This window comes from Arthrobacter celericrescens (assembly GCF_003614925.1).
GTDB lineage: Bacteria > Actinomycetota > Actinomycetes > Actinomycetales > Micrococcaceae > Arthrobacter > Arthrobacter celericrescens.
On the sequence record NZ_QYLP01000095.1, the window covers coordinates 26136 to 39766 of the forward strand.

The following is a 13631-nucleotide window of genomic DNA, read 5'->3' on the forward strand; positions in this document are numbered from 1 at the left end:
GAGACTCACCCTTCCGGCTGAGCTTCGGGACGGACGCCGAAAAGCGGCAGGACGACGTCGTCCACCACCTCCTGGAGGTAGTCGTCACCGACGGGCAGGCCCGAGAACATGACCCGCTGGCGCAGGAGCGCCGGCCCGGCTTCCAGCCGCCGTTCGGTGACGAGGCCTGCCTCGCATTCGCCGCGTGCCACCGCCCGGCCGACGATCTCGCGCATGGTGCGCACCATGTTCCCCCGCCCGAATTCCCTGATCTGCGCCGCCGCGTCCGGGTTCTGCAGGGATTCGCCCAACAGTCCGATCATGGCTTCGCCCACCACTCCTTCCAGCAGGAGGACGATCTGCCGCATGAGGGCCAGGACGTCACCCCGCAGGCTTCCCGTGTCCGGCGCGGAGCTGTAGTCCGGCATCGCGTCATAAGCGGCGTCCAGCACCAGCGCGGCCCGGCCGGGCCAGCGCCGGTAGAGCGAGGCCTTGCTGGCGCGGGCGCGCTCGGCAACCCGTTCCATGGTCAAGGCGGCGTAACCGGATTCGGCGATTTCGGCGCGCACGGCCTCAAAGATGGCACTGTTCAGGGCGGCGCCGCGGCGGCGGGGCAGTGTGCGGTGATCGGTTCCGGGGGCGGGGGTCATGACGGCGTCCCCGTGGCGTGCTGGCCGTCGCCGGCCGCCCGGACTTCACCGCGGCTCCCGTCAACGAGCACGCGCTGGCCGTCGTGCAGGACTTTGGTGCCCTTGGCTGTTCCCATGACGGCCGGTATCCCGTATTCGCGCGCCACGATCGCGGCGTGCGAGCCGAGGCCGCCGGCGTCGACCACCACGGCCGCGGCACGCTGGAACAGCGGCGTCCACGAGGGGTTGGTGTAGGGGCAGACCAGGATCTCGCCGCTGCGCAGGGTGCCGAAATCCTCCGGACCTTGCACCACGCGCACAACTCCCGAGGCCTGGCCGCGGCTGGCGCCGGTCCCGCTAAGCAGCGTTCCGAAGGCCAGGGCTCGTTCCGGCCGCCGGCCGGCGGTGAACAGCACGGCCGGGTCGAGGAGCGGGAACCCTGCCAGTTCGCGGCGTTTGGCGGCCCGGGCAAGCACCAGCGGGCGGTACCGTTCGCGCACCCACGCCGGCAGCGCACCGCCGTCGGGCATTTCCGTGACCGCTTCCAGTTCCTCGAAGCGCAGGTGGTACACGTCCCCGGGGGCATCCAGCACGCCGGCGTCCGCCAACCGGCGGCCCAGCTCCAGTTGTGCCCGCCGGAGCAGCGGCAGCGCCATGGTGGCGTAGAAGTGGCTGTCTTCCCGGAACGCCATGCCGGTTTTGGCGTCGTCGACGGCGGCCAGGACCCGGCGGCGGACGGCGGCGGCCCGCAAGGCCGGATGCCGTTTGAGTTCCGCGAGCGCGGCACCGGTCTGGTCCGTAGCGGGAGGCCGTTCGCCGGTCAACGCCTTGACCAGGCCCAGGACAACGTGGGGCGCATCGGACCAGGTGGGCGCACTGCTCAGCACCACGCTGACGGTCTCGCGATGGCCGAATTCGGCCAGAAAGGCGTGGAACCGGGCGCGGAACTGTTCGAACGCCGGATCGTTCTCCACCCTCTCCAGGAGGGCCGCCGCGCTGCCGTCCCGGGAGCCGCCGTTGTGGAGGCCGGCAAACGCCGGGGAAAGGACAGCATCGTTCCTGACGAGGGCGGCGAGGTTTTCGAGGGCGCGGTTGGCCTGGCTGGTCCGGGTTTCGGCGCCGGCGATCAGGGCCGAAGCGAGCCGGGCTTTCCCCAGCAGCAGGAGCATGAGCCGCAGCTTGGCCTGCGGCACGAACGAACCCGGCAGGTAGGAAACCCGCAGGTCCGTGATCTTCTCCATCGCGGCGAAGGTATCCCTGGCCAGGCCGAGCACACCGGTCCAACTGAGCCGAGCCGGATCGTTGCCGCGCAGCCGCTCCACGTCGGCAAGGAATTCGGAGAACCGGCGGTCCCGGGTCCACTCGGCCGGTCTGAAGCGGCGCACCCTCCGGCCAACGGAGACCGGTGCTGCGAGGGTGCGCAGGGTAGGCCTGGGCACCGGGGGTACCAGCTGGAGCACCACGCCGTCCTCCTCCGGAAGGATCTGGTGCAGCGGCGGGAACCTGACGCCCACGCTGCCTGCCATCCGGCCGAGCATCGCGAAAATGCCGCGCTGCATCCACCCCGACACGTCCAGCGGATAGGGCCGCTGCTGGAACATCTCCACGAAGAACGGCCCGACCCTGCGCTGGAAGCGGCTGAGTACCGGCGGCTGCGGCGGCAGGCCCGTCATGGGGCGCGACTGCAGCACCTGGATCCGGCCGTCCGCAACAGCCCATTCCATGTCCTGCGGACAGCCGAAGTGTTCTTCGGCCCGCCGTGCCAGCTGCGCCAGTTCCGCCAGTTCCGCATCGGTCAGCTGAGGGTCCGCCGGCTGAGAGTCCGCCCGCGATGGTCCGGCCGGGGCCACTTCCTCGGTGCCGCCGCCCGCCACGGCCCGGACGATCACTTCATTCCCGCCGGGCGTGAAGGACAGCGTGTGCCCTTTGCCGTCCAGGACGTAGTGTTCAGGTGTCACCAGCCCCGACACCACGGCCTCGCCCAGTCCGGCGCCCGCATCAACCACGATTTCGCCGCGCTCGCCCGTCACCGGGTTGGCGCTGAACATGACTCCCGCGCTCCGGGGTTCCACCATTTTCTGCACCACGACGGCGATCGCCACCGTGCGCGGGTCGATCCCCTGGCGCTGCCGGTAGGCCACGGCCCGGTCGGTCCACAGGGAAGCCCAGCATCGGACGACGGCGTTCAGCACCTCCTCCTCGCCGATGACGTTGAGGAAGGTGTCCTGCTGCCCCGCGAACGCGGCACCCGGCAGGTCCTCCGCCGTGGCGCTCGACCGGACGGCGACGGGTCCCGCGCCCAGCGCGGCGTACGCCGCGGCAATCGACGACCTCACCTCGGGCGGCACCGTGGCGGCGCTGACCAGCTCCCGGAGGGCGCCGCCGTCGGGATTTCCGCCGTCAGGAACCTGCAACAGTGCCAGCAGCCGCGCGTCCAGCCCGGTATCGCGCAGGGTCGTGGTGTACGCAGCCGTGGTGACGACGAAACCTTCCGGAACCGGGAAGCCCTGCCGCAGCAGTTCGCCCAGATTCGCTCCCTTTCCGCCCGCCGCTGGGAGGTCCCGGGCACCGAATTCGGCGAGGGTACCTACGGGTTTTTCAGTCATTGCGGGGCTCCCGGAGAGTCGGTTGGACGTCTGAAAACGAGGTGGTGCGCAGTTCGCGCTCGGGCAGGAACAGGGTGGCCACGAACGCGGCGAACAGCACCAGTGCGGCATAGCCGAAGACGGGCGGCAGCGCCCGGCCAAAGGCCTCGGCGACGGCGGCGCGGTCCTGGGCGGGCAAAGCCTCCAGCGCCTTGGGTGTGAGGGAATTGATGCGGCTCCCCAGGGCTGCTGCCACGTCGCCGGGAACGGCGAGCGCAAAGCGGGCCGCGATGAGGGAGCCGATCACCGCGACACCGACGGAGGCACCCACCTGCCGCATGAAAGCAACAGTGGATGTCGCTGTTCCGAGGTCGCGCCGCTGCACGGAATTCTGCACGGCCAGCACCATGACCTGCATGACCAGTCCGATCCCCAGGCCCAGGACCACCATCGCCACCGTGACCAGGACCGTGCTGCTTCCGGCGTCAAGGGTGCTGAAGAGCAGTGTGCCCAGGGCCGCGAGCAAGGTTCCCGCCACCGGATATGCCTTGTAGCGTCCGGTGCGGGTGATCAGGGCGCCGGACACGGACGTCGTCAGCAGGAGGCCGGCCATCAGGGCAATGAGCATGCCGCCCGACGCCGTGGCGGACATGCCCATTCCCACTTGGAGGAACGCGGGCAGGTAGCTCACCGCGGCGAACATGGCGAAGCCGATCAGGAAACTGACCGCAGTGGGGATGGAGAACGCCCGGTCCCGGAAGAGCGCCAGCGGGATGACCGGGTCCTTGACCCGCCGGGCCGTGGCCAGCCAGCCCGCGACGGCGGCGAAGGCGACGGCGGCCAGCACTGGCACGAGCCACTGCGGTCCGTTGTGAACGCCCCCGCTGCACAACAGGATGATGGAGACGATCGCCAGGCTGAGAAGGGCCGCTCCGCCGTAGTCCACCCGCCGTCCCCGGGGCGCCTGTGGCAGATGCAGGGTCAGGGAGACCACCACGAGGGCCGCACACCCCACGGGAAGGTACGCATAAAAGATCCAGCGCCAGGACAGCAGGTCCACCACCGCGCCACCGGCAAGCGGGCCCGTCACGGCAGCCAGGATGAAGGCAGCGCCGATGATGCCAAGGAACCTGCCGCGTTCGCGGGGGCTGACGAGTTCGCCGATCACCGCCTGTGCCGCGATCATCAGGCCGCCTCCGCCGGCGCCTTGGACGGCGCGGTAGGCGATCAGTTCGGGCACCGACTGGGCCAGCGAGCAGAGTCCGGCGCCGACGGTGAACAGGATGAGGGAGGCCTGGAGTACCCGCTTCCTGCCGTAGGCATCGCCCAGTTTCCCGGTCACGGGCATGGCGGCCGTGGCAGCCACGAGGTAGCCGGTGATGATGGTGGACATTTGGTCCAGGCCATTGAGGTCCCCGGCCACCGTGGGAAGCGCCGAGGCCATGATCGTCTGGTCCAGGGCCCCGAGGAACATCACCAGCAGCAGCCCGGGCAGGGCGGCACGGAGCGCGCGCGGCATCGGGAGTCTGACGTGCTGCGTGCTGTCCATGCCGTGTCCTTGGCCTCGGTACGGCGACCGGGCTCGGCCGGATTATGAGAGTCCGGCAGCGATTAGAGTCCGGTGCGTTTCCTAAAAATGCTACGCCGGACCAATAGAGAACTCAACGTTTTCTAACGGGTTTAGGCCGGAGGTTTGCGGCGCGGGCATCGGTCCTTCATCCTGCAGATCAGGCGACGTCGGCGGCCCGCACCTCACCTGATCTGCGGGACGAACGCGGCCAGGCCGCCGTCGGGCTCAGCGCGGGCTGCGGAACGGGCGCCTGCTGCGGGGCAGGCGCAGGCGCCGCCCCCTGGAACAGCGTCCCCTCCAGCACGCTCCCCCGGAAAGTCCGCACGGCGACCAGCACCCAGGCACCCACCAGCAGGACGTACCCGACGGCGGCCATCGCCTTGAATGCGCCCAGTCCGGTATGCGCGGCGAGCCCGCTCAGGCCAGTGACGCAGGTGCCCACGGGGAAGGTGAAGGACCACCAGGCGAGGCTGAACGGCAGTCCGCTGCGGGCGGTGCGCAGGGTGATCGCGGCGGCCAAAGCTGCCCAGAGGAGGGCGAAGCCCAGCACCGGAACCCCGTACAGCACGCCGAAGGCCTCCATCGCGTGCAGCAGCGTCCCCGATACCGCGAAGTGCGCGTTGGCACCGAGCAGGTTGGCCGCGGTGATGGACTGGCCCAGTGGTCCGAGCACGATCCAGAGGGTCGGTACCGCGGCGGCGGCGAGGTTCTTGTGCACCGCCAGGCGCTGCCACACCAGCGGAATGATGAGCAGCGAGGCCAGCAGGCTCAGCCCGAACATGGCGTAGCAGGCCATCAGCATCAGCTGCCGTGCCTCGCCGGCCGGCAGGTACGGCAGCAGCAGCGCACCCGTGGAGGCCGAGACCATCGGCGGCACCACGGGCATCAGCCAGCCGCCGAATGCGTCGGCGGCTGAAACCTTGTGGCGGGTGAACTGCAGATATGGGACGGCGAACGCACTGGCCAGGCCGAGGAGGGTCCCGAGCACCCAGAGCACGGCGTCGATGCCCAGGGCGAGGCGCTCCCCCAGCACGTCCTTGCCCAGGAGCAGCGTGCCTGCGCCCACGGTCAGGAGGGCCATGGGCGGCGCGCCGTAGAAATGCGCCATCACCGGATGGTTGTGGTGGGCCCGGGCATTGTCGCGGTGCCGGGCCCAGTGCATCCCGGTGGACGCGGCCAGCAGGAGCAGCAGCAGGGAGGTCGCCGCCCAGAAGAGCGTGGCCACGGCGTGCAGGGCGGGAAACTGCACCGGCAGGCTAGCCCCAGCGGTGGCGATGACCCCGGTGCCCATGATGGTGGCAAACCAGTTCGGGCCGAGGTTCGCGAACAGTTCGGACGGCCGCTCAAGCCTGCGGAGCAGCAAGCGCCCCTTGCGTTGGGCGACCTTGTGTTGACGCGCATCGCCGAGCATCAGAATTCCCATGCCATCCATGCTTCCGTGCCCGCAAGTGCCGAAGTAGGGGGCATACACTTGTCAGGGTACAAGCCGGCCTTGTACCCCCGGACCCGCCCGGCCGGCGCGCGAACCAGGAGAACCCCGTGCTCAGCTCCCGCATCCCCGATCTGTCCGCGCTGGAGATGCTCGCCGCCGTGCACGAACTCGGCAGCCTGTCGGCCGCCGGGAAGAAGCTCGGCCTGTCGCAGCAGGCGGTGTCCTCCCGGATGCGCTCGCTGGAATCCAGGATCGGCGCGGCCCTGCTGACCCGCACGCCCCGGGGCTCCTCGCTCACCGAATCCGGCGAACTCGTGGCCGGCTGGGCCGCCGACGTCCTCGCCGCCGCCGAACGGCTCGACGCTGGCATCGCCTCGCTCCGTTCCGACGCCGTCCGCCAGCTGCATGTTGCCGCGAGCCAGACCATTGCCGAGCACCTGCTCCCGCACTGGCTGGTGGCGCTGCGCCGGCAGCAGGAATCCCTCGGCCTCACGCCCACGGTCGTGGAACTGGCCGTGTCCAACAGCGAAACGGCGGCGGCCCGCGTCCGCTCCGGCGACGCCGACATCGCCTTCATCGAAAGCCCGCAGCTGCCCGCCGGCCTGAGCACCGCCGTCGTGCAGGAAGACGAACTGGTCCTGGTGGTCGCCCCGGGGCACCGCTGGGCCCGGCGGAAGGCACCGGTCACCGCGGCCGAACTCGCCGGCGTCGGGCTGGTCACGCGCGAACACGGCAGCGGCACCCGGGACGCGCTCGAGCACCTGCTCGCAGCGGCCGGCATCCCGGAGCAGGCCGCTCCCCTCGTGGAGCTGCCGACGACGGCGGCCGTCCGTTCCGCCGTCGCCGCCGGAACCGCTCCTGCCGTGCTCAGCGCGCTCGCCGTGCGCGACGACGTCACCCTGCGACGGCTGGTAGCGGTGCCCGTGCGCGGGCTGGTCCTGCGGCGCAGCCTCAGCGCCGTGTGGCTCTCCGGGAACACCCCGCCGCCGGGTGCCGCGCGGGACCTCGCCGCGATCGCCGCCCGCCCGATGCCGGGCGCGGCGCGCCTGCCCTGAGCCCCTCTGGTCACTTGAGCCCGTCTGGTCATAGGACGGCCGGAGGAGGAACATGGGCACTCGAGGGGTGCCTGCCGAGGAGGACCACATGGCCATCGAGTTCAACCACACCATCGTCTACGCCCGGGACAAGCGCTTCTCCGCCGAATTCCTTGCCCGGATCCTGGGCCTGCCCGCGCCGACGCCCATGTGGTCGTTCATGACCGTGGCGCTGGAGCACGGCGTGGCCCTCGACTTCGCCACCTCCGAGGGCGACATCAAGCCGCAGCACTACGCCTTCCTGGTTTCCGAGGACGACTTCAACGGCATCCTCGCCAGGATCTCGGCCGAGGAAATCCCGTACTGGGCCGACCCCGGGCGGACCCGCCCGCAGCAGGTCAACCACAACGACGGCGGCCGCGGCGTCTACTTCAAGGACCCCGACGGGCACCTGCTCGAGGCGATCACCCGCCCGTACGGCTCGGGGGCGGCATGAGCGAAGACCTGGTCCGCCTCACTGCAACCGTGACCGGGCAGGTGCAGGGCGTGGGTTTCCGCTACCGGACCATGGTGGAGGCCCGCCGCCTCGGACTGAGCGGAGAGGCCGTCAACCGTTGGGACGGCTCGGTGTACGTGGTGGCCGAGGGCACTCCCGAGGGCGCCGAGGCACTGCTGGCCTGGTTGCGCTCCAACAGGGCGCCGGGCCGTGTCCAGCATGTGGAGGCGTCGCTGGGCCGCGCGAGCGGGGAGTTCTCCGGCTTCGGCGTGGAGTGACCCTGCCTCACGCCCGGATCGCGGCGAGGACGCCCTGCGCGGTGGCGGTCCAGCTCGGCAGGCTCGCACGGCACTCAAGTGCTGCGGCTCGCCAGCGGGCTGACAGCTCCGGGTCCTCCAGCCAGGCGGCGAGCGCATCCGCCAAGGCGGCCGGGCCGCCGTCGAGCTCCACAGCCGCGCCGGCGCCGGACTGCCCGAGCGCTTCCTCGGCCCCCGTTCCCCGCCGGACAATCACCGGGACACCGTGGGCCAGGGATTCCGGCACGGCCATGCCAAAACTCTCGCTGGCCGAGACCAGCACGCTGAGGTCCGCCGCGTGCCATTGCGCTTCGAGCTCCGGCCCGTGAAGTTCGCCGGTCAGCCGGATCCGGTCCGCCAGCCGGGACTGCCCGACGGCGGCCCGCACCTGCGCGGCGTAGCGCGGGTCCGCCTCCGGGGAACCGATGAGGGCCGCCGTCCACGGCGTTCCGCCGAGCCGGGCCAGCGCCTCGACCAGGAGCAACTGGCTCTTGTTCGGCAGCAGGGCGGCCACGCAGACAATATGGGGTGGCTGCGATCCGGTCGCGGTTTCGGCGGGCAGGGTGCCGGGCAGCGCCACGTGGACGCGGTCCAGGCCGTACCGTTCCTTGAGGTTCTCAGCTGCGAAGAAGCTCGGGCAGATCACCCCGCTCGCGGCGGCAAGCGCCTGCGCTTCGAGGTCCGCGTGGGCCGTGACGGCCATGTGCGAGAGGATCCAGACCCGCGTGCCGGCCTGCACCGCGGCAGCGATCTCTCCCGGCGCGCCGGCCGCGATCAGCCCGTCGACAAGCGCCAGTCCCGCTCCACGCAGGACCCGGGCGAAGGACTCCCGGTCCTCGGGCCGCCCGGGCGGCCACCCGCCGTCGAGCATCACCACCTCGGTGCGTGCGCCCAGCGCCTCCAAGTGCTCCACCAGCCGGGCGTTGTAGAGGTTCCCGCCGGAGCGGTGCCCGATGTTGCCCGGGACGATGAAGCGGATGGTCATGGTCCTAGCGTTCCGGGAGCTCCAGCGAGTAGCCGGCCCACGCGTCGGGGTTTTCGCGGAGGACGACGTCGATCCCCGCCAGCCCGGCGCCGTCGGGCAGTGCGTCCGCGAGCCGTTCGGCGATGTACTTGGCGAGGACCTCGGTGGTGGTCAGCTGGCCGGCGAACTCGGGCAGCTCGTCCAGGTTCTTGTAGTTCAGCCGGTCCAGGACGTGTTGGAGCAGCTCGCCTGCCGCGCCGATGTCGATCACGACGGCGTCCGGCGTCAGGTCCGCGCAGCGGAAACTGACCTCGGCCACGAAGGTGGCCCCGTGCAGGCCCTGGGCCGGGCCGAAGGATTCGCGAGGGAGGCTGTGGGCGATCATGAAATGGCGTCGGACGGTGAGGCTGAACATGCTTATCCTTCCGGGTAGCTGACCACGTGGCAGGAGCTGCGGTCATGGTCTGCCGCCAGGTGTTCCATGGTGTGCGGGAGTTCGGTGAAGCTCGTATCTGCGCTGAGGAAGTTGTCGAACACCGGGTCCTTCAGCAGGCCGACGGCCAGTTCCAGGCGTTCGGCGGTGCTGCGCCGGTGGCGGCGGGCCCGGGCAACCACGCCCACCTGGCTGGCGGTGATCGAGAGCCGGCGGGCGTGGAAGTCCTCGCCGAGCGGGATGCTTACCGGTGCGTCCCCGAACCAGGAGAGCTCGATGACCCGGGCTTCGTCGCCCGCCAGCTGCAGGCTGCGCCGCAGCCCTTCGCTGGTTGCGGAGCAGTGGAAGACGAGGTCGCAGTCTTTTTGGGCTTCTTCCGGGCGGGCGAAGCCGATCTTCAGCACGTTGGCGGTTTGTTCCTTGTCGGGATCCACGTCCACCAGTTCGAGCCGCTGGAGCGGGAACTTCCGCAGCAGTGCCGCCAGGGTGCCGCCCAACAGCCCTCCCCCGACGACGGCCACCCGGTCACCCAGCCGCGGCCCGGCCTCCCACAGCGCGTTGAGCGCCGTCTCCACCATGCCGGTGAGGACCGCGCGGCGGGGCGGGACGCCGTCGGGGATTCTTGTGAGATCTTCAAGCGGCACGACGTAGCGGTCCTGGTGCGGGTGGAGGCAGAAGACCTTTTTGCCTTGCCAGTCCTCCGGCCCCTGCTCCACAACGCCGACCGAGAGGTACCCGTACTTCACAGGTGAGGGAAAGTCGCCCTCCTGGTGCGGAGCCCGCATCGTCCCGGCGACGCTTTCCGGGACGTGGCCCTCGTGGACCAGGAGTTCGGTGCCTTTGCTGATGCCGGAATAGAGGGTCCGGATGAGTGCCTCGTTGGCCTTGGGTTCGGGCAGCTCTTCGGCGCGGAGCTCACCCCTGCCCCGGCCCACGGTCCAGTAGGCGGTGGCGTGGCTGCCTCGCCGTTGGCTGTGTTCGGCCGCTTCGTTGCGTTCTTCGGGGGTGGTCATCCTGCTCACGAATCTAGCCGGGGGCGGGTTGCTTTGGAAGGCCGTTTTGGGGAACCGCGGCCACCTCCGGTAACCTATTCCAGTTGGTGACGTGTCCGAGCGGCCGAAGGTGCAACACTCGAAATGTTGTTTGGTGTAACAGCCAACGTGGGTTCAAATCCCACCGTCACCGCCACATGAGAAGGCCCCGGTTCCCTTTGTTTACAAGGGAACCGGGGCCTTTTGCTTTGGTGGAATCAGGCCGGCTGATCATCCAGCAGCGGATGGAATTCCTTCGCGCAATGTTCGCCGCCAAGACTCAGGTTGAGCTCCCGCGTCAAGGATGAGCCTGCGCTTCAAGGACTCTACTAGGATGGCCGCATGACCATCGGCTACACCCTTTCCGACCGGCTTCCGACTCCGGAGGAGCACCGTCGGCTAGCGGTTTCACGTCGGGCGACATGACGGGCATGTTCAGGCTGGTCACGCCGATCAAGGACTGAGGGGGCCACGCGCCGCCACCCTTCAAGGGCGGTTGCGCCCGCGGTAAGGTGTGCCCGTGAGCAGCACCCAAGTCGATCACCTCGTCGTCGCCGCGACCAGCCTGGAGCAGGGCGTGGCTTGGTGCGAAATCACGCTCGGGATCGTACCGGGGCCGGGCGGCAAGCACCCGCTGATGGGCACACACAACCGGGTGTTCAGCATCGCGTCGACAGCCTACCCGGCCACGTACTTCGAGATCATCGCCATCGATCCCGAGGCTCCGCCGCCGCAGCGCAGACGCTGGTTCGGCCTCGACGACCCCGAATTGCAGGAGCGCATCGCCCTTTCGCCCCGACTGGTGCACGTGGTGGCACGCAGCCGCATGCTGGATAGACACCGGAGGGACCTTGCCGCCGTCGGAATCGACCTTGGATTGCCCATCGCCATGTCCCGCGACACGCCGAATGGACGGTTGGCCTGGCAGGTTCTGGTCCGCGACGACGGCGGACTACAGCTGGGCGGCGCGCTGCCGACCCTGATCGAGTGGGACGGCACCCACCCAACCGACCACATGGCGGCCAGCGGCGTCACGCTGCGCGAACTGCGATTGGGGGGCCTGCCGACGCTGGTACGCCAGGTGCTGGCGCTTCAGGGTGTGACGCATGTTCCGGAATCGGGGCTGCGCGCCGCACTATCCACGCCGCTGGGCGACGTGATCCTTGAGTCGGAATGACCACCAAAGAAATGTTCCGCGACGAAGCTGCGCGGCCGGCTTTCAAGCCCCTGCGTTGATGAACTGAGCGGGAATGCCGTCGGCGAGCCACACCGACTCATTGCCACGGTAGAACATGGTCCCTGCCACTTCCGCGGCGCTGGCATCGACTGTCAATACGACCGGGCTGGCTCTCTTTCGTCGCCCCACCATCACTGCCATCGCGCGGTCCACCGACAAGTGCAGGGACTGACGACGCATGGGCAACGGCCCATCAACCTGAATCAGGGACCATCTCTCAGGTGCCGTTCAGTGAAACAAGCGCATGAGAAACAGCCCGGCTCAAGTCGACATCGATCAACATCACGACGGTTCCCCCTTTGTAGCCATTCGAAATCCGCGGCACAGCAGACATGGGCTCATCCCACACAGAGCCCTTCCGAAGAAAGTGCCCTTCACCGGCCCCGGCGCCCGCGGTCCTTCGGGCGGATCAGCGAACCGGCGCATTAGGGAATTCCCAAGGCACCCTGTACGTTGTTCCTTCGCGGACCACCCCTGAGAAAAAGTGAGGCATTACCAAGTGGCAGCTGATTACGACGAACTTCGCTCGGACGTAAAGGAGTCGCAGGAACAGTCCCTGCAGGCGCTGCAGACAGCCGGTGCACCGACGGCAAAGAGCGTGGTGCTGGAGCTGGATGAAACTGACGGACTCGACGCCGGCGGACCCGGTGGAGAGATCGTTGCGGAAGAACTTATCGTTCAGGTCATCCCGCAGGGCGAGGACGAGTTCGTGTGCAGTTCGTGTTTCCTGGTGCGTCACCGTTCCCAGATCGCCAAGGAGAAGGACGGGCTCCGCTACTGCGTGGAGTGCGAAGGCTGACGTTCGACCCCTTGGTCTTGTGACAGGCAATGATCAGGGAAGGGCATTACCCTGTTCTGAAAATCGACTCGGCAGCCTCTCAATCAAAAGGAGAAGCACAGTGCTCAATGTCCTCACTGCACAAGTCCGCGCGGCCCATTTGTTGGTGCGCACGGAAGAAGAATGGGATGCGCTCACCGATGACCTGTGGCGGGCGTACGACAGCAAGGACAGCGACCTCGTCGATCAGCTTTGCGAGCCGTACCTTGCCTCGTGGCGCGTAGTCACCCGCAACCTGCTCGCTGAGCCGCTCGCGGCAGCCGGCATCAGGGTCGCCCGCCCGGCGCACCCGTGGGCAATCGCCACACTGGAGCGCGACGGCGTCGTCCAGGAACCGCTGCTGTGCTTCCTGGACAATGAGGTGCCCGACGCCTGGGAAGCAGCTGCCGTCAACGGGGGGCTGCAGCTGCAGCATTTCAACGACATCATGGCCGGTTACGAGAGCTGCCTCAGGCAACTCCTCAGCTCGCGATCGGCGTAGGGGCGGCAGCCCCAGTTACGGGTCATGCTTGCCCGGCTCCCGGACGTTGAAGCCTGGGAGCGTGGGGTCGCCGCAGTTGACGCCGATCGATCGTCCGTGAGCGAAGTGGGCATTGGCGATTTCGCTGATTTCCCCGCTGCTCTTGTTGGGGTACGCCAGCAGGATCCACTCGTAGTCCCATTCCTGCATCGCCCGTAAGTGACTTGTTTGCTTGAAAGCGCGCATTTGTGCCGCAAGTTCATCAGCGGAAAGAGTCTTGGGCTTGGGCGTCCGAACCGGTTTGGCCCTCCGGACCGGCTTGGGAGCCTGGGCCGGTAGCCGCGGCGGTTCCTGTGACTCCTGACTGACTTCAGGTGTCGGGGTTCTCCCGACGATCACAGACGCAACTATCAGCCCGACGATCACCGTGATGACGCAGAGGGTTGCCAGGATGGCTACCCAGTACGTGCTGATGAACCAGATCACCAGCAGAAGGAAGATAAAGCCGGCTGGGCCACACCCGGCGCCACCGGCACCCAATGCGGCAGCGCTGCTAGATTTACGACGCTTGGCCATAATTGCAGGATCCCACCGGGCACCGACAATTATTGTGGGGCAGCAACGTGCTCTATCCCTCTGCTCGAACC

14 protein-coding genes, 1 tRNA gene and 1 pseudogene are annotated in these 13631 nt (G+C 68.7%); 7 read left to right on the forward strand and 9 right to left on the reverse strand.

Annotated elements, in window-relative coordinates:
- Positions 1-5 precede the first annotated feature (5 nt).
- From D3654_RS17260 to D3654_RS17275, 4 genes are all read right to left on the reverse strand, one after another.
- Positions 6-629 (reverse strand): TetR/AcrR family transcriptional regulator, encoded by a 624-nt coding sequence (locus D3654_RS17260; protein ID WP_120522692.1) that lies wholly within the window; start codon positions 627-629, stop codon positions 6-8.
- Positions 626-3214 carry a PEP/pyruvate-binding domain-containing protein gene (locus tag D3654_RS17265; RefSeq protein ID WP_120522693.1) on the reverse strand — a complete coding sequence of 863 codons (2589 nt, stop codon included), beginning with the start codon at positions 3212-3214 and terminating at the stop codon, positions 626-628. The genes D3654_RS17260 and D3654_RS17265 overlap by 4 nt, the downstream gene beginning before the upstream one ends.
- Positions 3207-4742 carry an MDR family MFS transporter gene (locus tag D3654_RS17270; protein ID WP_205571845.1) on the reverse strand — a complete coding sequence of 512 codons (1536 nt, stop codon included), beginning with the start codon at positions 4740-4742 and terminating at the stop codon, positions 3207-3209. Before D3654_RS17270 ends, D3654_RS17265 begins: the two co-directional genes overlap by 8 nt.
- A gap of 178 nt (positions 4743-4920) precedes the next feature.
- Positions 4921-6186, reverse strand: coding sequence for a TDT family transporter (locus tag D3654_RS17275; RefSeq protein ID WP_245413305.1), 1266 nt, complete (start codon positions 6184-6186; stop codon positions 4921-4923).
- 116 nt (positions 6187-6302) lie between these two features.
- Between D3654_RS17275 and D3654_RS17280 the strand changes: the two genes are divergently transcribed.
- From D3654_RS17280 to D3654_RS17290, 3 genes are read left to right on the forward strand one after another with little or no spacing between them, the layout of a single operon-like run.
- Positions 6303-7250, forward strand: coding sequence for a LysR family transcriptional regulator (locus D3654_RS17280; protein WP_120522694.1), 948 nt, complete (start codon positions 6303-6305; stop codon positions 7248-7250).
- Positions 7251-7302: 52 nt separating this feature from the next.
- Complete coding sequence (locus tag D3654_RS17285; RefSeq protein ID WP_245413306.1) at positions 7303-7725, forward strand: VOC family protein; 423 nt, start codon at positions 7303-7305, stop codon at positions 7723-7725.
- Entirely contained in the window at positions 7722-8003 is a 282-nt protein-coding gene (locus D3654_RS17290) for an acylphosphatase (protein ID WP_120522695.1), read from the forward strand. Before D3654_RS17285 ends, D3654_RS17290 begins: the two co-directional genes overlap by 4 nt.
- Positions 8004-8010: 7 nt before the next feature.
- Here D3654_RS17290 and D3654_RS17295 read toward each other — a convergent pair whose 3' ends face one another.
- The 3 genes from D3654_RS17295 to D3654_RS17305 are packed head-to-tail and all read right to left on the reverse strand — an operon-like array spanning position 8011 to position 10431.
- Positions 8011-9006 (reverse strand): glycosyltransferase family 4 protein, encoded by a 996-nt coding sequence (locus D3654_RS17295; RefSeq protein ID WP_120522696.1) that lies wholly within the window; start codon positions 9004-9006, stop codon positions 8011-8013.
- A 4-nt stretch (positions 9007-9010) separates the two neighbouring features.
- A complete protein-coding gene (locus D3654_RS17300) occupies positions 9011-9400 on the reverse strand; it encodes a 6-pyruvoyl trahydropterin synthase family protein (RefSeq protein ID WP_120522697.1) in 390 nt (129 codons plus the stop codon).
- A gap of 2 nt (positions 9401-9402) precedes the next feature.
- A complete protein-coding gene (locus D3654_RS17305) occupies positions 9403-10431 on the reverse strand; it encodes a zinc-dependent alcohol dehydrogenase (protein ID WP_120522698.1) in 1029 nt (342 codons plus the stop codon).
- 85 nt (positions 10432-10516) lie between these two features.
- Between D3654_RS17305 and D3654_RS17310 the strand changes: the two genes are divergently transcribed.
- Both D3654_RS17310 and D3654_RS17315 read left to right on the forward strand, forming a co-directional pair.
- Positions 10517-10606, forward strand: a tRNA-Ser gene (locus D3654_RS17310).
- 363 nt (positions 10607-10969) lie between these two features.
- Entirely contained in the window at positions 10970-11626 is a 657-nt protein-coding gene (locus tag D3654_RS17315; RefSeq protein WP_120522699.1) for a VOC family protein, read from the forward strand.
- 42 nt (positions 11627-11668) lie between these two features.
- Here the strand turns inward: D3654_RS17315 and D3654_RS17320 are convergent.
- Positions 11669-11902, reverse strand: a pseudogene (locus tag D3654_RS17320) (RNA 2'-phosphotransferase); the annotation flags it as partial.
- Between the two features lie 283 nt (positions 11903-12185).
- Between D3654_RS17320 and D3654_RS17325 the strand changes: the two are divergent.
- A complete protein-coding gene (locus tag D3654_RS17325) occupies positions 12186-12485 on the forward strand; it encodes a DUF4193 domain-containing protein (protein ID WP_120522701.1) in 300 nt (99 codons plus the stop codon).
- 100 nt (positions 12486-12585) lie between these two features.
- Positions 12586-13005 carry a hypothetical protein gene (locus tag D3654_RS17330; protein WP_120522702.1) on the forward strand — a complete coding sequence of 140 codons (420 nt, stop codon included), beginning with the start codon at positions 12586-12588 and terminating at the stop codon, positions 13003-13005.
- Between the two features lie 15 nt (positions 13006-13020).
- Here D3654_RS17330 and D3654_RS20560 read toward each other — a convergent pair whose 3' ends face one another.
- Positions 13021-13560, reverse strand: coding sequence for a hypothetical protein (locus D3654_RS20560; protein ID WP_162943779.1), 540 nt, complete (start codon positions 13558-13560; stop codon positions 13021-13023).
- Positions 13561-13631: the final 71 nt, after the last annotated feature.